Source organism: Chitinolyticbacter albus (genome assembly GCF_024437655.1).
GTDB lineage: Bacteria > Pseudomonadota > Gammaproteobacteria > Burkholderiales > Chitinibacteraceae > Chitinolyticbacter > Chitinolyticbacter albus.
On record NZ_JANBVF010000006.1, the window covers coordinates 265936 to 285668 of the forward strand.

Sequence of the window (19733 nt, forward strand, 5' to 3'; positions counted from 1 at the left end):
CAAAGCCCCCGAGCTGCCGGGGGCTTTGTCATTCTAGGGTCTGTTCGGCCGTTTTACGTGGCGGCCCGCAGGCAACTAATTGGATTTGGGTGGTTTGGAAACGTCGCTCCCCAGCCATTGCGTGGAGATCTGCTTGAAGCGCCCTTCACGGATCAGATCCTGCAGCGCCTTGTCGATGGCAGCCTTGAACTTGGGGTTGCCCTTGGCGAACGGAATGGCCGAAGTGGCCACGTCGCCGACCGGCGCGCCCGCCTTCACTGGCAATTTGGATTCCTTGATCGCGAACGGAATCATCAGGCTGTCGTTCAATGCCGCATCGAGCCGACCCTGCGCCAGATCCTGCAGGTATTCCGGTGCGCCCGGGTAGGTCTTCACGTCGATTCCGGGCACCGCCTTGGCCATATCGGCATAGTTGGTCCCCAGACCCAGGCCCAGCTTCTTGCCCTTGAGATCGTCCAGCGATTTGAACTGGCGCGTCTCGGCCTTGCGCACGATCAGCTGGGCGCTGGAATAGGTGTAGGGCACCGAGAAATCGAACACCTCGCGCCGCTTGGCGGTGTCGCCCACCTGGTTGATCACCACGTCGAACTTGCCGGCTTGCAACCCAGCGAGCAGCCCACTCCACTCGCCGGTGACGAAGGTCGGCTTCACGCCGAGCTTGCCGGCGATGGCCTTGGCCAGCTCCACCTCGAACCCCACCAGCTCACCTTGCTTGTCCTTGAAGTTGAATGGCGGATAGGTACCCTCCAGCGCCACCTTCAGCGTGCCGCGTGATTTCACGGTATCGAGCAGGTCGGCAGCCAGCACGTGGGTGCCGCTGGCCAGCAGTGTCAGGGCAATCAGCAGATGTCTCATTTCATAACCCCTGGTTTTATTGGTTAAATTCAACAGTCGAAATAAGAATAAACAACTCATCGCCCGACAGCTACTGCGGTTTCTGCTTATGCCTTCACTTACTACGACCGACCAGGGCCACGCCCGCCATCACCACCGCCGCACCCAGCCATTGCAACGCGCTCAGGTGTTCATCCAGCACGCCCATGCTCATCACGATGGTCAACACCGGACCGATGCTGCCGATCACCGCCGAACGCCCGGCGCCAAGGCGCTGCACCGCGACATTCATCAAATAGACCGGCAGTACCGTCGATACCAGCGCCATCACGCCTGCCCACAAATAGACCGGCCACGGCTGGATCAGCGCGGTGAGCGGGCGGGTCATCGCGAAATGCACGAGCATCGCCGCGGCGGAAATCGTCAGCGCCAGCTCGGTGAACCGCAGCGCACCGACGCGTGCGATCACCGGCGGGCTGGAGCTCAGATAGCACGCATACGCCACGGTGCTGGCCACGATCCACGCCAGGCCCACCGGGTCGGCGCGGGCATGCAACAGGTCGGCGCCGATCACCAGCGCGATGCCCATATAGGTGAGCAGCAACGCCCCGACCATGCGCCGCGTGATCACATGACTGAAAAGCCAGGCCGACAACAGCACGGTGAGCGTGGGGTACAGGTAGAGCACCAGTCTTTCTATGCTGGCGCTCACCGTCTGCAAGCCGATGAAATCGAAGATGCTGGCCAGGTAATAGCCAAAGAGCCCCAGCATCAGCAGCCAGCCCCAATCGCGCCGCGCCACCGGTTCGGCAACCGGGCGCCGCCACAACCGCGCCAGCGCCAGGATCGCCAGCACGCCGATGAGCCGCAGCGTCAGCAGCGTGACCGCGTCGACACCATGACGGTACGCCAGCTTGACGAACACGGCCTTGGCGGCGAACCCGGTGGCGGCGGCCAGTGCGAGCACGGTACCGGTGTGGACTTGCGATTCGGTTGGGCTGGAGAGGGACATCGACGGCTCCTGAAGAAGTAGGCAAGCCGCGAAGGGAGGACACAGACACCACCGCGGCGAACCCACGGTGGCGAAAAAGATGCGCTACCGCAGGGGGCTTTGCAGCCACCAGGCGGTTAGTTTCTTGGCGAAAGAGGTGATGTTGCGATGCGACATGAGCACTACGCTATCAGCCGCGCGACTCAGACGTCAAACCGAACGGAAGTGAACCGCGCCCCACGCGCCATTGCGACCGATCGGACAACGACGGCATGTTGTACGCGCTGTCAGCGATCCGTATCGGTGAAGCAGGCTTGGGCGTAGTGCCGCGCCTGTCGTTGCGACCGCACGCTGTGCGAATCACGCCGACGGCCAGATCGACACCATCGAGCGCTACACATAGGCCTTGAAGCCAGCAAAGCCACGAAGTTCGCCTGAGGCGAGACAGCCTCCACGACAGTGTGCAGCCCCGAATCCGGGCCAGCTGTCACTGTTTGCGGGTGGAGTCACCCCTGACAATGTCGGCAAACCACCCACGGAGCGCCCCATGCGCCTGATCGAAGATTTCTCGCTGTCCGCCATCGTCGCGGGCTTCGTCACCGTACTGGTCGGTTTCACCAGCTCGGCCGTGATCGTGTTCCAGGCGGCGCAGGCGCTGGGCGCGGGTCCTGCTGAGATCGCCTCGTGGATGTGGGCGCTGGGCTTGGCGATGGGGCTGACCTGCATTGTTCTGTCGCTGCGCTATCGCGTGCCGGTGGTCACCGCCTGGTCGACGCCAGGTGCGGCCCTCTTGGTGACCAGCGTGGCCGGCATCTCGATGCCCGAAGCGATCGGCGCCTTCATCGTGTGTGGGGTGCTGATCACCGTGGCCGGTGCCAGCGGCTGGTTCGAGCGCGCCATGGCGCGCGTGCCGGTCGCCATCGCCTCGGCCATGCTGGCCGGGGTGCTGCTGCGCTTTGGTATGGCGGCGTTCACCAGCCTGCAGAGCCAGTTCGTGCTGGTGCTGGCCATGCTCGCCACCTACCTCGCCATGCGCCGCTTCAAGCCGCGCTATGCGATCCCGCTGGTATTGCTGGTCGGTACCGTCATCGCTGCACTGCAGGGCCAGTTGCACCTGGGTGAGGTGCGCTGGCAATTGGCGTCGCCGGTGTTCACCATGCCGGCGCTATCGTGGCAGGCACTGCTGTCGGTGGCGCTGCCGCTGTTCCTCGTCACCATGGCGTCGCAGAACATCCCCGGCGTGGCGGTGCTCAAGGCCTCCGACTACCACCCTCCGCTGTCACCGGTGATTGCCAGCACGGGGCTGACCACGGTGCTGCTGGCGCCATTCGGCGCCTTCGCCATCAACCTCGCTGCGATCACCGCCGCCATCTGCATGGGCCGCGAGGCACACGAGGACAAGGACAAGCGCTACGTGGCTGCCGTCGCAGCCGGCGTGTTCTACGTGATCGTCGGCCTGTTCGGCGCCACCGTCGCGGCGCTGTTCGCCGCCTTTCCCAAGGAGCTGGTGCTGGCGCTCGCGGGGCTCGCGCTGATCAACACCATAGGCAACGGCCTCTTGGCCGCAGTCAAGGACGAGGCGCAGCGCGAACCCGCGCTGATCACCTTCCTTGTCACCGCCTCCGGGCTGACGCTGTTTGGCATCGGCTCTGCATTCTGGGGGCTGGTGGCGGGCGGGGCGGGTTATATGGCGTTGAACTGGCGGCGGCGGTGAACGCGCGCCCGGTTTTAGCCGGGCCGGCACTCACTTACCAATACAGAACTTGCTGAAGATCACGCCCAAAAGATCGTCCGAGGTGAATTCGCCGGTGATCTCGTTGAGTGCGTTCTGCGCCAGGCGCAGTTCTTCGGCGAAGATCTCGATCTGCTGGTAGGCCTCGACGGCGGTGTCGAGATGGGCGCTGGCGCGGCGGATCGCGTCGAGGTGGCGCTCGCGGGCGATGAACACGCCCTCCTCGCAGCCTTGCCAGCCCACGTGGTGCAGCAGGCGCAGGCGCAGCGCGTCGAGCCCCTCGCCGCCCTTGGCCGAGACGTGGACCACATTGCGCGCGACATCGCCGGGCACGTCACCGGTGAGATCGATCTTGTTGAATACGCGCAGCACCGGCAGCGCCTTGGGCAGGCGCGAAAGGATGTCCAAATCGTGCCGGGTGACGCCCTCGCGGCTGTCGATCAACAACAGTGCAAGGTCCGCCTTCTCGACCGCGGCCCAGGTACGCTCGATGCCGATGCGCTCGACCGGATCGTCAGTCTCGCGCAACCCGGCGGTGTCGATCACGTGTACGGGAACGCTGTCGATCAGGATCTGCTCGCGCACCGTATCGCGCGTGGTGCCGGCGATGTCGGTGACAATGGCCACATCCTCGCCGGCCAGCGCGTTCATCAGGCTGGACTTGCCCACATTGGGCTGGCCGATCAGCACCACGTGCATGCCTTCGCGCAGCAACTTGCCCTGCGTTGCCGTCATCAGCACGCGGGCAAGCTGGCCCTGGATGGAGACGAGCTGGCCGCGCGCGTCGGCGGCGGCCAGGAAGTCGATATCCTCCTCGGGGAAGTCCAGCGTCGCCTCGACCAGCATGCGCAGGTGAATCAGCGCGTCGACGAGGGCCCGCACTTCCAGCGAAAACGCGCCGTCGAGCGATTTGAGCGCGGAGCGCGCCGCAGCCTCGGACTGCGCATCGATCAGGTCGGCCACCGCCTCGGCCTGCGCCAGATCGAGCTTGCCGTTGAGAAAGGCGCGCTTGGAAAACTCGCCGGGCTCGGCATGACGCGCGCCAAGCTCGACGCAACGCGCCAGCAGCATATTCATCACCACCGGGCCGCCATGGCCCTGGATTTCCAGCACATCCTCGCCGGTGAAGGAATTGGGGCCGGGGAAGAATAGCGCGAGGCCTTCGTCGATGGCGCTGGTGTCGGCGGCGCGAAAACGCGCGAAGTGCGCATGGCGTGCGGTGAGCGGCCGGCCGATCAGGCCCGCCACGATGGATTCCAGCCGCCGGCCGGAGACACGGATCACGCCGACGCCGCCGCGACCGGGTGCGGTGGCAATGGCGGCGATGGGCTCAGGGGTATACAGCATGGTGCAGTTCGGTAGTGCCACGGCAATGTTGGGTCGCAAGCCTATCACATGCTGCAACCGCACATGCGCGGGGCAACAAAAAGCCGCCCGGAAGGCGGCTCTTTGTATCGCTACCCGGTGATCAGGCCGCCTTGGCGTCGGCCTTGTCGATCTGCCGGGTGATCCACCACTGCTGCAGGATGGACAGGCAGTTGTTCACCACCCAGTAGATCACGAGACCGGCCGGGAAGAAGAAGAAGAATACGCTGAACGCCAGCGGCATGATCTTCATCATCTTGGCCTGCATCGGATCGGGCGGCGGCGGCGACAGCAGGGTCTGGATATACATCGAGACCGTCATCAGCACCGGCAGCACGTAGTACGGATCCTTCACCGACAGATCAGTGATCCAGAAGATCCAGGGCGCCTGGCGCAGCTCGACCGCGGCCAGCAATGCCCAGTACAGCGCGATGAACACAGGGATCTGCACCAGCATCGGCAGGCAGCCACCGAGCGGATTGACCTTCTCCGTCTTGTACATCTCCATCACGGCTTGCTGGAACTTCATCTTGTCGTCGCCGTAACGCTCCTTCATCTGCTGCATGCGCGGCGCCAGCTTGCGCATCTTGGCCATGGAGCGATAGCTCGCCGATGCCAGCGGGTAGAACGCCAGCTTGATCAACAGCGTCAGCAGAACGATGGACCAACCCCAGTTCCCAACCACCTTGTGGATCTGGTCGAGCACCCAGAACAGCGGCTTGGAGAAGACCTGGAACATGCCGTAGTCCTTGACGCGATCGAGCTCAGGCGCGATCGCATCCAGCACACGGGTTTCCTGCGGGCCGACGAACAGCGGCACGCTGGTCTCGAACTTGCCACCGGCGGCGATCTGCGGCAGATGCACGATCATGCCGGCAGAATACAGGCCGTCCGACAGGCGCTTGATCTCGTAGTCACACGGCTTGGCACCGCAGACCGAAGGCTGGCCCAGCGGCGCGGCGATCCAGGCGCTGGTGAAGTACTGCTGGATCATGGCCACCCAGCCGTCCTTGGCATTCTTCACATGCTCGGCGTTGCCCTTGTCCAGCGCGGCGAAATCCAGCTTCTGGAACTTGCCAGCGGCGGTGTACATCGCCGGACCGGTGAAGGTGTGCGCGCCAAAGAAGCCGGGGTTCTCCGTCTGGCCATCGCGCAGCAGACGATAGTAGGCCGAGGCCGCCAGCGGCTTGCTGCCACCATTGACGATCTCGTACTTCACATCGACGACATAGGAGCCGCGCTTGAAGGTGTAGACCTTGGCGATCTGCACGCCGTCGGCGCCGTTGGCGGTCAGGCGCACCGACAGCATTTGCTCGCCATCAGGCATCACATACTGGTTCCGATCGGCCTTGAACACCGAGCGATGCGTCGGCAAGCCGGCGCCCAAGAGGCCGGTCTGGGCCACGTACACATGGCTCTTGCCATCGTCGAGCAACAGGAAGGGCTGGTTCGGCTTGCCCGGCATGCCGTGCTTGAGCAGCGCCAAGCGGCGCAGATCGGCGCCGATGGTGTCGATCTGCACATCCAGCAGGTCGGTCTTCACATGGACGCGCTGGCCCGACTGCAGCCGGCCCGATTCCACGGCGGGCGCGGCGGCGGCGGTCTGGCCGCTGACCTGCGGCACCTCGCTGCCGGCCGGTGCAACGGCAGTGCCGCTCGCTGCGGCAGGCGCCTTGGCGGTCTGCGGGTAGCGATAGTCCATCCATTTCTGCCAGGCAAACAGAATGCCGAAGGACAGCGCGATAAAGAGGATCAGTCTCTTGGTATCCATCGTGGGCTCAAGAATCAGGGAACGGGGTCGTAGCCACTGCCACCCCAGGGGTGACAGCGTAGAAGACGGCGAATTGTAAGCCACCCGCCGCGCGCGGCGCCATATTTCGCCAGCGCCTCGACGGCATAGTGCGAGCAACTTGGGGTGTAGCGACAACGGGGGCCAAGCAAGGGGCTGATCGTGTACTGGTAGAGTTTCACCAGCATGATGCCGACGCGAGCCGCCAGCCCTTGTGATGCAACGCTGCGATCACTGCAGTCGCACATCTCAGGCCTCCGGTACACGACTGCGGATGCGACGAAACAGCTGCGTCAGCGCCTCGCGCGCGGCGGCACCATCGGCGCGGCCGAAAGCACGGCGTGGCCGCACCACCAGATCGATGCCGGAAAGCTCGGCGGCGGCGAGGCGAAAACCCTCGCGCACGGTGCGCTTGATGTAGTTGCGCACCACGGCCCGTTTGTCGGTCCGGCGGCCGACCACCACACCGAGTCTCGCTACCGGCAGACCGTTCGGCCGTCCGAGCACCTGGAAAAAATCGTTGCCGACCGACAGGCGCAAATTAAAAACGGATGAAAACTCATCCGTTTTGAGGAGGCGCATGGCCCGCGTGTAGCGATAGCGGATAGCGCCTTGCACGGCGCGCTGCAGGCTTAGGCCGACAGGCGTGCGCGACCCTTGGAGCGGCGAGCGGCGATCACGCCACGGCCACCACGGGTCTTCATGCGTGCGCGAAAACCGTGGGTGCGCTTGCGACGGATAACGGAGGGTTGGAAGGTACGCTTCATGGTGAAATTCCTGGCCGGACTAAGTAAACCGTTAATTACACTGCCAAATATCGTCAATGTCAACCACCGGCTGGCAAGAGCCGCACAAAGCGCTTGTGGATAACTGGGCCGCAAGCGACTAGAATCTGCACCTCATCCCCGACATCCTAGCCTGAACACCCAGCCCGTCTCCGGCAGCACGCCCTGCCCGGAATGGTGGGGTTTTGCTTGCCGGACCGATCTACCCCGTACTTCTGAAGCTCACCATGTCCGCACTGGAACACTGCTGGTCGCATTGCCTCTCTTCGCTGGAAGAGCGCCTGGGTGCAGACCAGTTCCGCATCTGGATCAAGCCGCTCGCGGCCGAAGTCAACGCGGACGGCTTGAGCCTGATCGTCCCCAACCAGATTTTCCTGCAGTTCATCCGTGATCGTTACCTGGGCCTGATCGAGGAGGCCGCCGGCATGTTCATGGGGGGCGAAGCGCCGCCCATTGCGCTGAAGGTCGGCTCCGCCGCCAGGAAGCCCGCGCCCACCCGCACGGCGACGCAACCGGCAGCCGGCGAGGCCACCGCCCCGGCCGTCGCGGAAACGGTCGCGCCCAAGCCCATGCTGGTGGGCGGCGCGCAACATGAAACCACGCGACTCAATCCGCATTTCAGCTTCGATACCCTCGTCACCGGCAAGGCCAACCAACTGGCGCGCGCCGCGGCGCAGCAGGTGGCCGAGAACCCCGGCGTCAGCTACAACCCGATGTTCGTGTACGGCGGCGTGGGCCTGGGCAAGACCCACCTGATCCAGGCGATCGGCAACCTGGTGCACCAGCGCAACCCCACCGCCAAGATCCGCTACATCCACGCCGAGAAATACGTGGCCGACGTGGTCCGCGCCTACCAGCACAAGGCGTTCGACGAGTTCAAGCGCTACTACCACTCGCTCGATCTCTTGCTGATCGACGACATCCAGTTCTTCGTCGGCAAGGACAAGACGCAGGAAGAATTCTTCTACGCCTTCAACGCCCTCGTCGAAGCGCACAAGCAGATCATCATCACCTCCGATCGTTACCCCAAGGAGATCGACGGCCTGCAGGAGCGGCTGACCAGCCGCTTCTCCTGGGGACTGACGGTGGCCATCGAGCCGCCGGAGCTGGAAATGCGCGTCGCCATCCTGTTGAAGAAGGCCGAACGCGAGAATTTCAAGCTCGATTCCACCGTGGCCTTCTTCATCGCCAAGAACATCCGCTCCAACGTGCGCGAGCTCGAAGGCGCGTTGAAGCGCGTGCTGGCGTACGCGCGCTTCACCAACCAGCCGCTGACGCTGGAAGCGGCGCGCGAGGCGCTGCGCGACATCCTGGCCGCCGGCAACCGGCAGATCTCGGTGGAAAACATCCAGAAGACGGTGGCCGATTTCTACAAGATCAAGATTGCCGACATGCACAGCAAGAAGCGCACGCGCGATATCGCCCGGCCGCGCCAGATCGCCATGGCGCTGACCAAGGAAATCACCCAGATGAGCCTGCCCGCCATCGGCGACGCCTTTGGCGGGCGCGATCACACCACGGTGCTGCACGCCTGCCGCACCATCGAGGAAATGCGCCAGGGCGATACCGAGCTCGCGCACCAGTACGGCGTGCTGCTGCAGATGCTACGCAGCTGATCGCCGCAAAGCGCCACCGGCCTTGCGCGCCCCTTTGGCGCACTCACCCCACAAACCTCAGCGCGAGTACCATGTCGCGTGCGCGCGGTGGTGCGCGCGGGTCGAAATCGGCCCCCGATTCGGGTAACATCCCCCTGTTCAACTTCCTGCGGATTCATCGACATGCAATTGCTGCAAGCCGAACGCGATGCGCTGCTGAAACCGCTCGCCACCGTCACCGGTATTGTCGAGCGTCGGCACACGCTGCCCATCCTGTCCAACGTGCTGATCCAGAAATCGGGCGACATGCTCACCTGCACCGGCACCGATCTGGAAATCCAGATCGCCGCGACCCAGAGCGAAGGCTTTTCCGGCAGCGATTTCGCCATCACCGTTTCCGCCAAGAAGTTCTCCGACATCCTGCGCGCCATCCCCGATAAATCGGTGGTGACGCTGGAAGAAAACGAATCGCGCCTCACGGTGAAGGCCGGCAAGAGCCGCTTCGCGCTGCAGACACTGCCAGCCGGCGACTTCCCCACGCTGTCGGTCGACACCAGCCTCAAGGCCACCGTGCGCATGGCGCAGGGCCAGCTCAAGGCGCTCTTGGGCCGCGTGCAGTACGCCATGGCGCACCAGGACATCCGCTACTACCTGAACGGCCTGTTCCTCGTCACTGAGGGCAATCTGCTCAAACTCGTCGCCACCGACGGCCACCGCCTAGGTTTCGCCAGCACCGAGCTGCCGACGAGCTTCGACAAGAACGAAGTGATCCTGCCCCGCAAGACCATCCTCGAGCTCTACAAGCTGTTGCAGGATGTCGATGACGAGGTGACGATCGACATCGCCAGCAACCAGGTGAAGTTCAGCTTCGGCAACGTGGTGATCCATTCCAAGGTGGTCGACGGCAAGTTCCCCGACTACAACCGCGTGATTCCGCAGAACAACGACAAGCTGCTGTCGATCGAGCGCACCTTGCTGCTGGCCGCGCTGCAACGCGCCGCCATCCTCTCCAACGAGAAATTCCGCGGCGTGCGCGTGGTGCTGACCGATGGCGTGATCAAGATCCTGTGCAACAACAACGAACAGGAAGAAGCGCAGGAAGAGGTGGAAGTGGCCTACACCGGCGCGCCGCTCGATATCGGCTTCAACATCCAGTACCTGCTCGATGTGCTGACCAACAGCCAGGTGGAGAACCTCAACTTCGCCTTCGGCGATGTGAACTCCTCGGTGCTGGTGACCATTCCGGACAACGAGCATTTCAAATACATCGTGATGCCGATGCGCATCTAAAGGCGCGAGGTGTAAGGGGTGAGGCGCGAGGGGCAACCCCGCCTCACCCCGATGTTTTTTATACGCCTCCCCGATTCCTCACACCACACGGCAGTCATGAGCGAAAACAACGATCTCCCGCAAACTCCCAACCCGCAGGAATACGGTGCCGACAGCATCCGCATCCTGAAAGGCCTGGAAGCGGTACGCAAACGCCCGGGCATGTATATCGGCGATACGCAAGACGGCACTGGCCTGCACCATATGGTGTTCGAGGTGCTGGACAACGCGATCGACGAATCGCTAGCCGGCCATTGCGACACCATCAAGGTGATCATCCACGCCGACAACTCGGTCAGCGTCGAGGACAACGGCCGCGGTATTCCAACCGCGATCAAGGAAGACGACGAGTTCAAGCGCTCCGCCGCCGAAATCGTCATGACCGAGCTGCACGCCGGCGGCAAGTTCGACCAGAACAGCTACAAGGTATCGGGCGGCCTGCACGGCGTGGGCGTTTCTGTGGTGAATGCGCTCTCAGACTGGCTGCGCCTCACCATCCGCCGCGACGGCAAGGTCCACAGCATGGAGTTCCGCCAAGGCGTGGCGGTGGAACCGCTCAAGGCCATTGGCAATAGCGACAAGCGCGGCACCGAGGTGCACTTTCTCGCCAGCGAGGAAACCTTTGGCCTGGTCGAATTCCACTTCGAAATCCTCGCCAAGCGCATCCGCGAGCTCTCATTCCTGAACAACGGCGTGAACATCACGCTGACCGATCGCCGCAGCGGCAAGGAAGAGAACTTCAACTACACCGGCGGTGTATCCGGCTTTGTCGAATACATGAACCGCAGCAAGAGCGTGCTGCACAACAAGATCTTCCATGCCATCGGCGAAAAAGACGGCATGACGGTGGAAGTGGCGATGCAATGGAACGACTCCTACCAGGAATCGGTGCAGTGCTTCACCAACAACATCCCGCAGCGCGACGGCGGCAGCCACCTTACCGCCCTGCGCCAGGTGATGACGCGTACGCTGAACCAGTACATCGAACAGGCCGAAGTGGCCAAGAAAGCCAAGGTGGAAACCAGCGGCGACGACATGCGCGAAGGCCTGACCTGCGTGCTGTCGGTCAAGCTGCCGGACCCCAAGTTCAGCAGCCAGACCAAGGACAAGCTCGTTTCCAGCGAGATCGGCCCCGTGGTGAACGAGGTGATCAGCAAGACGCTGTCCGACTTCCTGCTGGAAAACCCCAACGACGCCAAGATCATCTGCGGCAAGATCGTCGAGGCCGCGCGCGCGCGCGAAGCCGCGCGCAAGGCGCGCGAAATCACCCGCCGCAAGGGCGTGCTCGATGGCCTGGGCCTGCCCGGCAAGCTGGCGGACTGCCAGGAAAAAGACCCGGCGCAGTCCGAACTCTACCTGGTGGAAGGTGACTCCGCCGGCGGTACCGCCAAGCAAGGACGCGATCGCAAGTTCCAGGCCATCCTGCCGCTGCGCGGCAAGGTGTTGAACGTGGAACGCGCGCGCTTCGACAAGCTGATCGGGTCTGAGCAGATCGCCACGCTGATCACCGCGCTGGGCTGCGGCATCGGCAAGGACGAATTCAACGTCGACAAGCTGCGCTACCACCGCATCATCATCATGACTGATGCCGACGTGGACGGCGCGCACATCCGTACCCTGCTGCTCACCTTCTTCTATCGCCAGATGCCGGAGCTCGTCGAGCGCGGCTATGTGTATATCGCTCAGCCACCGCTCTACAAGGTAAAGCACGGCAAGAGCGAGACCTACCTGAAAGACGATCAGGAGATGAAGCAATTCCTGCTGCGCGCCGCGATGAACAACGCCGAGCTGCTACCCGGCGGCGACTCCCCCGGCATTGCCGGTGAAGCGCTGGAAGCGCTGGCACGCCAGTACTTCCTGACTGAAGCCGTGATCGAGCGCGAAAGCCGCTTCCTTGACCCGGCCATCCTCAATGCCCTGCTCAACGCCCCGGCCATCACGCTGGAAGACGAAGCCAGCGCCCGCGCCGCCGCCGAAGCACTGACCGCCCTGCTCGACAGCAGCGTCTACAGCCTGGCGCCGACGGTGGATGACGAAGGCGTGCGCTGGACGCTGAAGATCGAACGCCGCCAGCATGGCGTGGTGCACATGCAGTACATCGACGAGAACTTCGTAAAGAGCGGCGACTACGCCCAGCTGCGCAAGACCGCCGACATGCTCACCGGTCTGTTGCAGGCCGATGCCAAGGTGCGCCGTGGCGAAAACGTGCAGCCAGTGGCCAGCTTCGGCGAAGCGCTGAACTGGTTGCTGAACGAAGTGCGCCGCAACATGAGCATCCAGCGCTACAAGGGCCTGGGCGAAATGAACGCCGAGCAGCTGTGGGAAACCACCATGGACGTAACCGTGCGCCGCCTGTTGAAGGTCACCATCGACGACGCCGTTACCGCCGATGAAATCTTCACCACGCTGATGGGCGACCAGGTGGAACCGCGCCGGCAATTCATCGAACAGAACGCGCTGATTGCGCGGAATATTGATGTTTGATGATGTTGTCAGTTTCGATTATCTAAATTTCCGCATTCCTAGATTTTGAGAGTACGTCTAGAAGCCTCCCTTTGGGAGGCTTCTTTTCTATCTGAGTGCCGCCGACGCGGAGCCAGCCAGTCCCAAGCTGGTGTCTAGAGCAAGAACTTCTGGTTTCATCTATTGATTGCCATTTGCTGACAACGCGGCCTCAATGCGACCGAGTCGATCTCGGTAACATTTTGCATTCTGATCAAATAGCTATTTCAACTCAGACGCACAGCCCAACCTTCTAAACTCTGACAAATAGGTAGGGAAGCCTCTCTACTAACGATCCTCGCCCTGATGTCGGCAAGAAAACCTAGTCCCGATGGCCATTTTCTAGGAAAATGGTTAGGAACACGACTCCCCCTATTCGGCCCAAAACTCCGAAATGTGCACTCGACAATGAACCACGACAAGCTTACTCCAATCAACAGTGAAATTGTCAGACTGAAGCATTCACGAGTTCTTTCGGGGCAAGCCCCGCGCACTCTTGATCTCTTCGCAGGGTGCGGCGGGCTGACCTTGGGCTTCGATGCGGCTGGGTTCAAAACCATAGGCGCCGTCGAATTCGACCCTGATGCAGCACGTTCACATGCCATCAACTTTCTCTCTGATCGCCCGAGCGAACTGTTCAAGGTCCACTCCCAAGCCAAAGACATTACCAAGGTCGAACCGGCCGAATTAATGAAAATGCTGGAACTGACAGGGCCAATTGATCAACAGGTAGATGTAATCATCGGGGGGCCTCCCTGCCAAGCATTCGCTCGCGTGGGCCGAGCGAAACTGCGCGAGGTCGCGGACCATCCGGAAGCTTTCCTGCAAGACCCTCGTGGAAACCTTTATCTGCGGTACCTCCACTATGTTCGAGAACTAAAACCAATTGCCATATTGATGGAGAATGTGCCTGATGTGCTGAACTATGGTGGGCATAACATTGCAGAGGAAACCTGCGAAACCCTTTCAGAGATGGGTTACAGCTGTGGTTATACTTTATTGAATTCAGTTTTCTTCGGCGTCCCGCAGATGCGAGAACGCATGTTCCTGATCGCTGTAGCTTCTGAAATTGCCGACAAGGTTAGTTTCCCGAGCCCCACGCATTGGATCGAAATTCCACGTGGCTATGAAGGAACACGCCAAGTAGCCCTACAGACAGTGAAACGCGGACTTTTTGATGATGATGCATTCTTCGTTGAACCACCCGTAGCTGACCGGCAACATTGCCAGCCAGCTGTAACGGCAATGGATGCTCTCAGCGATCTCCCAAAAATCACCGAGCACCTTACCGGTGGGCTAAAAAAAGGGCCGCGGCGCTTCGACACCCTAGTCCCATATCCTCAAAGCACACTTACCAATTACGCGAAAACAATGCGGACATGGGTTGGTTTCGAGAATGCGGAAGGGATTAAAGATCACGTAATCCGCTATCTGCCAAGGGACTACGACATCTTCAGACGCATGGAACCAGGTGACCAGTACCCTGAAGCTTATAAACACGCTGTAGCTCTGTTCGAGGAGCGACTCGCCGCGTTGCGTAGAACCTCAGGAAGAGCCATAGGTCCAAGATCAAAGGATTACCAAACATTATGGACCGCCACAGTGCCTCCATATGATGTAAGCAAATTCCCCAACAAATGGCGGAAGATGGAGGCTGATGCTCCAGCTCGCACCTTAATGGCACATTTGGGCAAGGACGGCTACTCCCATATCCATTACGACTGCGAGCAGGCGAGAACAATCTCTGTTCGTGAGGCCGCCAGACTGCAATCCTTTCCAGACGGTTTCATTCTCAGCGGCTCGATGAACCCCGCATTTAAGCAGATAGGAAATGCCGTGCCTGCCCTGCTCGCCAAAGCACTTGCAGAAAACATATTGCGGATGTTGCGGAGTAAAAACATTGAAAAAATTAGCCCTAAAAAAGCTCAAACCATCTGACTTGTCCTTTTTCAAGTCATATCTGATGAAGCATCCGCAGGCCAAGCAAAAAGGCTTTAATCTCGATCTTAAAGTAATGGAGGGTACGTTTTTCCCTGGGCTAAGAGCGCTGCTTGAACCAATGCCTAAGCACGCCGCCCACGTCGATCTGATTTTGTATGGCCCGGGGGAAACGAATGGGCATACGCTTGCTAGAAAAGTAAAGCGTGACGCCAAAAATATTCGGTTAAACGGCGAGATAGTGGATGCTCCTATCGATCACTCTGACCGATATGAAATCCTGGCGCCGGATGACTTCGCAATTCTCGAATTTTCCGGCGAACCTTTACCTCATACCGTCAATGTTGTACTGGTTTCAGCCAAGCACGCTGATGACGCAAGTTTACACTCTGCACTCCACCGCTTGATGCCAAGTGAAGGCGCGTCAATGGCAGTTGTGACGGAAGATATGATTGCGAAAATTGTTGAAGCAGCTGCCCCACCGGCCAATCATCCGATCCGTGGCTGGCTCGACTCTGCCATTCTGGAAAATATAAGCCAGGGTGATTCCAGAGCGACCGAAATACAGAACAGCAGCCATAATAAACGCGGAATTTCTCCAGCGGACTTTCAAATATCCAGGGTATCTGCAGAGAAAACAGGCGCTCGAGGAGAGCAGCTTTTAAACCAATTTTTTCTTAGCACCCCTTTTGAGGAGATTGAAGAACATGAATGGGTGTCACAGATCAACGCCATATCCCCATTTGATTTCAGTCTAATCACCAAAGATAGAAGCTTCCGTCATGTCGACGCCAAGAGCACCTCTGGAAAGTTTGACAACCCGGTATTTCTATCTCTAGCCGAGATCAAGCATGCGGCTAAGTGCATCATTCCCTATGATATTTATCGGCTCTACAATGTCACTGAAACATCTGCTTCGCTTCGCATAGCACGTGATGTCGGCAGCCTCTTCGCCTCCGTACTCACTTCATTGAAAGACCTACCCTCGGAGGTCAATGTGAATACTTTCTCTTTCGATCCTTCCTTTTTTACGTTTGAGGATGCAGTACATCACTTGGAAGATCACGATTAAAGCTACAAATTCATCTTTCCAGAAAAGGAATCCAATTGAAAAGCACCGATGTGTTGACGCCAGAGCAGCGTAGTCGGTGCATGTCCCGTAACAAAGGGCGCAACACCAAGCCAGAAATCGCGCTTCGAAAATACTGTTGGATACTCGGAATGCGATACAGAATCCGATCGTCCCTCGTTGGGAGGCCGGATTTTTACTTTCCGAAAGAAAAGATTGCTGTCTTTGTTGACGGATGCTTCTGGCATGGATGTCCATTCCACTACAAGGCTCCTTCAATGCGTAGCGATTTTTGGAGTAAAAAACTAGAAGCCAACCGAATTAGGGATGCGTTGGTGACAGCAACACTATCAGCGGAAGGCTGGCAAGTTATCCGAATATGGGAGCATGACTTGAAGACCGAAACACTACTTCGCAAACAAGTAGAAAAGATACAGACGGTAATTCAGTTGTGCAGGAATAATTAGAGTAAATTTTACTTACGCATTTTTCAAAACCTTACTGAAATCCATAGGCCTGCCTCATAGGAAAGTGTCCTCCAACACTCGCCAGCCTTGATCTCTATCACTCAGTTTTCGCACAGGTCATATTCATTCCGAAGCGTTTGGCATAGCTGGCCTCCAAAAGACTCCCGCGAGAATTCACATGCGAACAGTGGGCCTTGCTCACCAAGTACATCTGCAGTGATCAGCTTGCAGCGCCAAGAGGCAGGTTCGCAGATCAAACAGCCTTCTCGAGCTGGGAGCAATTTTCCTGCTGTCAATTAGCTCGTACAAGCTTCCCCAAAAAACGCCCGCATATGGCATGTGCGGGCCCGCGACCTTCAGCAGAGGTGGTTTGCAATGGTGACAGACCTCATTGCTGAAGCCGTCCCACCCCCAGCAGCTTGCTCTTCACATTCGCCTTGATCGTGTAGCCGCCATTGCGCGCCGCCGTGGTGTCTAAATACCAGTCGTAGGGCTGCAGGTTCTCCTGGCGGGAGGCGATCACTTCGCCGTTGCGGATCAGCTGGAACGTCACATTAAGCTGTACAACATCACTGCATCACTGGCGTATCGGAATGGTGGAGGAACAGGGGGGCTGTGCCCGTGCAGCAACCCTTTCGCCCTGGATGCGACTGCGCGCCGCCGGGGGCGCGCTCATGGCCTCTCTACCTTCCATCGCAAACCGGACTCCTCTACCCAGCCGTCCCTTCTGCTGGCGGAAGAAGCAGGCGCTGCCACACTTCGCCGAACATGGCGAAAAACCATGAATACATCTCCGCCAAATTTTCCACGAAAACTGCTTCTTAAAGAGAATTTAAGTGTTATAAACTAATCACTTATAAGGAATAGTTCCTTCAAAAAACTCCGCCAAATTTTCCGCCAGAAAAAGCGACAAAAAGATGATCACCGATCCCGCTTCGATGACGCCGTTGCTGCCCAGCATGGACGCGCGTGGCGTGCGCGAACTGGTCGACAAGGCCGAAAACCTCATACGCAGAGCTGACCGCCAAGAAATCCCACGCGGTTTGCGGCCGGTCCTGGCCGACGCCCTTCGTCCGATGAACTCCTACTACACCAACAAAATTGAGGGGCAACACACCACGCCATTGCTGATCGAGCAGGCATTGCAGCAGGATTTTTCCGCCAAACCGGATGAGGCGCGCAAGCAACGTGCGGCCCTTGCTTGCATCCTCGCCGAGGAGCACATCGAAGCGCGTGTGGGTAACGCGAAGCACCTGGGGGACATCGAAGATTACTTCCAGGCGGCCTTCATCCAGTCCACTCATAGGGCGATGTATCAGCACTTGCCGCCCGAGGATCGGCTGGTATTTGGTAAGGAGGAAGACGGCTCGGACTGGCGTGAAGACGTTCTACCGGGCGTGTTTCGCACTCATGAAGTGAAAGTGGGTGAGCACATCCCACCCAGCTACCGGTGTATGGACAGATTCTTCGAGGCCTTGTGGAACCACTATCGATTCGAGCAAAACGGATCGCGCGCGCTGATCGCCATCTTCGCCGCACATCATCGCCTGGCCTGGCTTCACCCCTTTGGTGACGGGAATGGCCGCGCCGTACGCCTGCACACGCATGCCGGGCTATACGCGCTGGGCCTGACCCGAGGCATCTGGTCCCCCATGCGTGGGCTGGCTCGTCAGCAGGGCCGTTACTACCAGATGCTGGCATTGGCCGATCACCCGCGCGAAGGGGATCTGGATGGTCGAGGCAATTTGTCAGAGAAGCACCTGATAGGCTTCATCGACTTCATGCTCGATGTCTGCCTGGATCAAGTGGAATTCATGGAACGCATGCTGGATTTGAACGGGCTGGAACTGCGCATCCACAAGATGCTGCAAGCCGAGTCCGTGTCGCCCGAGACTCCCAACCTGCTGAAGCTGAACAGCCTGGCCGCGCTCAAGTATCTGCTGAACGCCGGCCCGACGCCCAAACAAGAATTCCGGCTGTTCCTGGGCGGCGATTCGGAACGCACCCAAGAACGAGTGATAAAGGATCTACGCACGCTCGGGATCATCACTTCAGACGGGTTACAAGCGCCATTCCGGCTCAGCATACCGATCAAGCTGTTCCGCTACCTGTTCCCTGGTCTGTGGATCGAAGCCGAAGACAGATCGCCATCCTGATCGTCTGCCGGCCAACGAGGACAACCGGCAGGGCATAACCCAAGCGTTCAGTATGGATGCCTGCGGACAAGATCAATTCATGATCACCGTTTGATCATGCCTCCCTGAATGTCAAAAACGAGCGGCACCATGGCAAGCCAGCAAGCGGCCATGAAATACTGGCAATAGTGTTAGCATCTGTTTGCCCGCCACCGTCGCTCCATAACCATGAAACAGGTCGACCAGCCTGCCACCGTCGAATCAAGTTTGCCGGCAACCGTTGCCAGTTCCACCGCCATGCCGATCGCACTGAAGCTCCTGCTCTGGGCCGGCGTTGCGTTGACCGTTTTCCTCACGGCGATGGTCTTCGCGCCAAGCAGTCGCGGCTACGGTGGCCCGGGTGGCTGGGGCGCCGGCATCCTGTACTTTGCCGGCGCCGTACTGACTGGCGGCACTGTCACCTTGAGCTACTTCATCTGGCTTCTGTACCGCGTGCTTAGGGCCACAAAGTCGTAGGCTACGCCTTGCCGTCACCCGGCTGTTTTTCCTGCTGCCGGTGCTCTATTTCGCCAGCGCCATCGCAATCGAATACTGGCGCGACCGGGCGAGCAATATCGATACCGTGGCAGTCTCGACCGAGCCAGTTACGCTGGCCGGCGTGACGTTTCCGGGCGGGACGTCAGCCCTCGGCATGCTGGTGGCCAGCGCTTCGGCGCGCGCCGAACGTGACTGCGGGGACTAGCTCCACCGTGGCCAGAAAGCCAGCCCCCTGATCTTCCTGGGCAGCTTGCAGTCTGCAGACCAGGTCACCAGCGATCGATAGCTCGCTCAGGCTTTTGCCAAAACAAAACCAGCCCGCACATATCCAGTGCGGGCCGGGCTGTCATCTGACGGCTAAAGATCAGTTAGCGATAGTGACCGACCGTGTTGCCGCGGCCGTGCCACCACCAGCAGCTTGCTTGCTCTTCACGTTTGCCTTGAGCGTGTAGCCGCCATTGCGCACCGTCGTGGTATCGAAATACCAGTCGTAGGGCTGCAGGTTCTCCTGGCGGGAGGCGATCACTTCGCCGTTGCGGATCAGCTGGAAGGTGACGCTTTCTATGCCCGCACCATCGGCGGTGCCGGCATCGCGATCGCTGGCGAAGGCGTTGATGTACACGTCCCCTTTCAAGGCTGCGCCGGAGCGGGGGGCGGTGAAGGAG

At 59.9% G+C, this 19733-nt stretch carries 19 protein-coding genes; 10 read left to right on the forward strand and 9 right to left on the reverse strand.

From position 1 onward, the window contains the following. Positions 1–75: 75 nt before the first annotated feature. The gene (locus NLI84_RS05870; protein WP_255988841.1) at positions 76–855 is read right to left on the reverse strand and encodes a transporter substrate-binding domain-containing protein; all 780 of its coding nucleotides are present in this window, start codon (positions 853–855) and stop codon (positions 76–78) included. A gap of 94 nt (positions 856–949) precedes the next feature. After that, complete coding sequence (locus NLI84_RS05875; protein ID WP_255988843.1) at positions 950–1846, reverse strand: DMT family transporter; 897 nt, start codon at positions 1844–1846, stop codon at positions 950–952. A gap of 526 nt (positions 1847–2372) precedes the next feature. Here NLI84_RS05875 and NLI84_RS05880 point away from each other — a divergent pair. Then, entirely contained in the window at positions 2373–3539 is a 1167-nt protein-coding gene (locus tag NLI84_RS05880) for a benzoate/H(+) symporter BenE family transporter (protein WP_255988844.1), read from the forward strand. A gap of 30 nt (positions 3540–3569) precedes the next feature. Here the strand turns inward: NLI84_RS05880 and mnmE are convergent, their stop codons facing one another. From mnmE to rpmH, 5 genes are all read right to left on the reverse strand, one after another. Next, on the reverse strand, positions 3570–4904 hold the full coding sequence (gene mnmE, locus NLI84_RS05885) for a tRNA uridine-5-carboxymethylaminomethyl(34) synthesis GTPase MnmE (protein WP_255988845.1): 1335 nt from the start codon (positions 4902–4904) through the stop codon (positions 3570–3572). 121 nt (positions 4905–5025) lie between these two features. Beyond that, the gene (yidC, locus tag NLI84_RS05890; RefSeq protein WP_255988846.1) at positions 5026–6693 is read right to left on the reverse strand and encodes a membrane protein insertase YidC; all 1668 of its coding nucleotides are present in this window, start codon (positions 6691–6693) and stop codon (positions 5026–5028) included. A gap of 14 nt (positions 6694–6707) precedes the next feature. Then, positions 6708–6899, reverse strand: coding sequence for a membrane protein insertion efficiency factor YidD (gene yidD, locus NLI84_RS05895; protein WP_373316899.1), 192 nt, complete (start codon positions 6897–6899; stop codon positions 6708–6710). Between the two features lie 61 nt (positions 6900–6960). Next, complete coding sequence (rnpA, locus tag NLI84_RS05900; RefSeq protein ID WP_255988849.1) at positions 6961–7293, reverse strand: ribonuclease P protein component; 333 nt, start codon at positions 7291–7293, stop codon at positions 6961–6963. A 50-nt stretch (positions 7294–7343) separates the two neighbouring features. Beyond that, positions 7344–7478 (reverse strand): 50S ribosomal protein L34, encoded by a 135-nt coding sequence (gene rpmH / locus NLI84_RS05905; protein ID WP_148717393.1) that lies wholly within the window; start codon positions 7476–7478, stop codon positions 7344–7346. 245 nt (positions 7479–7723) lie between these two features. Between rpmH and dnaA the strand changes: the two genes are divergently transcribed. The 6 genes from dnaA to NLI84_RS05935 all read left to right on the forward strand — a co-directional run bounded on the left by dnaA (position 7724) and on the right by NLI84_RS05935 (position 16396). Beyond that, a complete protein-coding gene (gene dnaA / locus NLI84_RS05910) occupies positions 7724–9112 on the forward strand; it encodes a chromosomal replication initiator protein DnaA (protein ID WP_255988853.1) in 1389 nt (462 codons plus the stop codon). Between the two features lie 162 nt (positions 9113–9274). Next, positions 9275–10381, forward strand: a complete 1107-nt coding sequence (gene dnaN / locus NLI84_RS05915) for a DNA polymerase III subunit beta (RefSeq protein WP_255988854.1) — start codon at positions 9275–9277, stop codon at positions 10379–10381. A gap of 96 nt (positions 10382–10477) precedes the next feature. Beyond that, positions 10478–12904, forward strand: a complete 2427-nt coding sequence (gene gyrB, locus NLI84_RS05920; protein WP_255988855.1) for a DNA topoisomerase (ATP-hydrolyzing) subunit B — start codon at positions 10478–10480, stop codon at positions 12902–12904. 426 nt (positions 12905–13330) lie between these two features. After that, the gene (locus NLI84_RS05925; RefSeq protein ID WP_255988856.1) at positions 13331–14860 is read left to right on the forward strand and encodes a DNA cytosine methyltransferase; all 1530 of its coding nucleotides are present in this window, start codon (positions 13331–13333) and stop codon (positions 14858–14860) included. Next, positions 14823–15932 carry a hypothetical protein gene (locus tag NLI84_RS05930; protein WP_255988858.1) on the forward strand — a complete coding sequence of 370 codons (1110 nt, stop codon included), beginning with the start codon at positions 14823–14825 and terminating at the stop codon, positions 15930–15932. The genes NLI84_RS05925 and NLI84_RS05930 overlap by 38 nt, the downstream gene beginning before the upstream one ends. An 80-nt stretch (positions 15933–16012) precedes the next feature. Then, the gene (locus NLI84_RS05935) at positions 16013–16396 is read left to right on the forward strand and encodes a very short patch repair endonuclease (protein ID WP_255988876.1); all 384 of its coding nucleotides are present in this window, start codon (positions 16013–16015) and stop codon (positions 16394–16396) included. Between the two features lie 388 nt (positions 16397–16784). On the opposite strand, the gene NLI84_RS05940 is transcribed toward NLI84_RS05935, so the two are convergent. Continuing rightward, complete coding sequence (locus NLI84_RS05940; protein WP_255988859.1) at positions 16785–16949, reverse strand: hypothetical protein; 165 nt, start codon at positions 16947–16949, stop codon at positions 16785–16787. Between the two features lie 364 nt (positions 16950–17313). Between NLI84_RS05940 and NLI84_RS05945 the strand changes: the two genes are divergently transcribed. From NLI84_RS05945 to NLI84_RS05955, 3 genes are all read left to right on the forward strand, one after another. Beyond that, entirely contained in the window at positions 17314–18552 is a 1239-nt protein-coding gene (locus tag NLI84_RS05945) for a Fic family protein (RefSeq protein WP_255988860.1), read from the forward strand. 207 nt (positions 18553–18759) lie between these two features. Beyond that, positions 18760–19047: a hypothetical protein gene (locus NLI84_RS05950; RefSeq protein ID WP_255988861.1), complete on the forward strand. Its 288-nt coding sequence runs from the start codon at positions 18760–18762 to the stop codon at positions 19045–19047. A 40-nt stretch (positions 19048–19087) separates the two neighbouring features. Next, on the forward strand, positions 19088–19273 hold the full coding sequence (locus tag NLI84_RS05955) for a hypothetical protein (RefSeq protein ID WP_255988863.1): 186 nt from the start codon (positions 19088–19090) through the stop codon (positions 19271–19273). Between the two features lie 159 nt (positions 19274–19432). Here NLI84_RS05955 and NLI84_RS05960 read toward each other — a convergent pair. Continuing rightward, the coding region (locus tag NLI84_RS05960; RefSeq protein WP_255988864.1) for an Ig-like domain-containing protein at positions 19433–19733 on the reverse strand (301 nt) is incomplete at its 5' end.

Excerpts from the sequence above, each read along its gene's own strand:
- NLI84_RS05870 (WP_255988841.1), bottom strand. The coding sequence starts at position 855 with ATGAGACATCTGCTGATTGCCCTGACACTGCTGGCCAGCGGCACCCAC.
- NLI84_RS05875 (WP_255988843.1), bottom strand. The coding sequence starts at position 1,846 with ATGTCCCTCTCCAGCCCAACCGAATCGCAAGTCCACACCGGTACCGTG.
- NLI84_RS05880 (WP_255988844.1), top strand. The coding sequence starts at position 2,373 with ATGCGCCTGATCGAAGATTTCTCGCTGTCCGCCATCGTCGCGGGCTTC.
- mnmE (WP_255988845.1), bottom strand. The coding sequence starts at position 4,904 with ATGCTGTATACCCCTGAGCCCATCGCCGCCATTGCCACCGCACCCGGT.
- yidC (WP_255988846.1), bottom strand. The coding sequence starts at position 6,693 with ATGGATACCAAGAGACTGATCCTCTTTATCGCGCTGTCCTTCGGCATT.
- yidD (WP_373316899.1), bottom strand. The coding sequence starts at position 6,899 with ATGCTGGTGAAACTCTACCAGTACACGATCAGCCCCTTGCTTGGCCCC.
- rnpA (WP_255988849.1), bottom strand. The coding sequence starts at position 7,293 with ATGCGCCTCCTCAAAACGGATGAGTTTTCATCCGTTTTTAATTTGCGC.
- rpmH (WP_148717393.1), bottom strand. The coding sequence starts at position 7,478 with ATGAAGCGTACCTTCCAACCCTCCGTTATCCGTCGCAAGCGCACCCAC.
- dnaA (WP_255988853.1), top strand. The coding sequence starts at position 7,724 with ATGTCCGCACTGGAACACTGCTGGTCGCATTGCCTCTCTTCGCTGGAA.
- dnaN (WP_255988854.1), top strand. The coding sequence starts at position 9,275 with ATGCAATTGCTGCAAGCCGAACGCGATGCGCTGCTGAAACCGCTCGCC.
- gyrB (WP_255988855.1), top strand. The coding sequence starts at position 10,478 with ATGAGCGAAAACAACGATCTCCCGCAAACTCCCAACCCGCAGGAATAC.
- NLI84_RS05925 (WP_255988856.1), top strand. The coding sequence starts at position 13,331 with ATGAACCACGACAAGCTTACTCCAATCAACAGTGAAATTGTCAGACTG.
- NLI84_RS05935 (WP_255988876.1), top strand. The coding sequence starts at position 16,013 with ATGTCCCGTAACAAAGGGCGCAACACCAAGCCAGAAATCGCGCTTCGA.
- NLI84_RS05945 (WP_255988860.1), top strand. The coding sequence starts at position 17,314 with ATGATCACCGATCCCGCTTCGATGACGCCGTTGCTGCCCAGCATGGAC.
- NLI84_RS05950 (WP_255988861.1), top strand. The coding sequence starts at position 18,760 with ATGAAACAGGTCGACCAGCCTGCCACCGTCGAATCAAGTTTGCCGGCA.